The 1,370-nt window shown below is 36.6% G+C and carries 1 protein-coding gene; it reads right to left on the minus strand.

Features of this window, described 5'->3' with window-relative positions; genetic code table 11:
- Nucleotides 1–1,124: hypothetical protein (locus Q0200_RS03920; RefSeq protein WP_297937991.1), on the minus strand; the 1,124-nt coding region annotated here is incomplete at its 3' end.
- Nucleotides 1,125–1,370: the final 246 nt, after the last annotated feature.

A 1,370-nucleotide genomic window follows, 5' to 3' on the forward strand; every position in this document is an offset into this window, starting at 1 on the left:
AATACTAATTTATCGAGATTTGTGATCTTGTCTTTTAACGATATAAAGGTAGCGATATCTAACGTAAAATCTTTACTATCGTCTATAAAAAATTTCTCTACCGAACTGCTTTTTATCAAATTTAGATGATCGCTCGTTACGCTTTCTAGCCAAATTTTGCCTTCGGAAATTTTATTTAGTAGCATCGTAGTAGCCTTGCTGGCGTCTAGCGTAAAGCTGCCGCTAAATTTGATAGATATGACGTATTTTAAATTTGAGGCGATTTTATCTATATTGTTTTGTATATTTCCCGCTTCGTCTTCTATGATAAACGAAGTGCTTTCGTCGGCGATGTTTGCAGCTTTTTCCAAAAACGTCTTAACATCGGTTTTTTCGATGATGGGATCATGGTCGGGTTTTGGCTCCGGTTTGGGATCTGGTTTTGGCTCCGGAGTAGGGACATAATCTTTATCGTAGTTTGGAAATTGACTTTTTATCTCGCTTTCGCTTTTTCCCGTTACTTGCGATATTACGGATATTTTATCGTTTTTACTTAGCGATTCGTCCAGTTTTGCGTCATCTAGCGTCAAATTTGATTTGTTGTTTATGATGACGTTTTTTATATCCTGAGCGGAGGATGTCGCCGTTATAGTGTCGTTTATTTTTAAAAAAGAATTTAAAGCCGTTTTTATATCGCCACCCGGTACGTCTTGTACGCTATCAGCTACGACGTTTGAGGCGATGATTTTGTTTATCAGCGTTTTATGCGCGTCTCTAGTGGCGGCATCCGAGCTTTGCGCGTGTACCGGGTTTAGCGCCGCTTTTAAGATCTCGCTTACGACTTGACCTCTGTCGTTTGTATTATTTAGCATATTTATCCAACCCGCTTTTCCGCCGACGTCGGTATTTTCATCCTTGTTTAACAATGTTGCATAAATATGCTTGATGAAACTTTCGTTGCTCTCCAGGCTTTTGCCGAAAAATTCCTTTGACGCCGTCGTATCCAACATCAAATTTGCAATGTTAGATAAACTTGAATTTTTAGCGTTTGCCGATTTTAGCCAGGCTTCATTACCTGCGCCTTCGCTAGACCTGCCAAATAAGGCAACATAAAGTCCTGAAATTTGTGACTTGGTTAAAGACATTTTCACACCTTTAAGTTGTATTTTTTAAATATACGTGTTAAATATTTAAAATTTTATTATTATATAGCATAAGTATAAAAATAAAACTTAATATTTTATGAAATATCAGCTACAAAATATGGAGCCTTGGGCGTGAAGCTTTTGTATTTTTATGCGTATTAAGTAATAAATTTTGAGTTTTTGAATTATCAAAATAGATAGATGAAATTTGTGTTAAAGCGGAGTTTTGAAAAAAGGACGCGGAAG

Source organism: uncultured Campylobacter sp. (genome assembly GCF_938045225.1).
Taxonomy (GTDB): domain Bacteria; phylum Campylobacterota; class Campylobacteria; order Campylobacterales; family Campylobacteraceae; genus Campylobacter_A.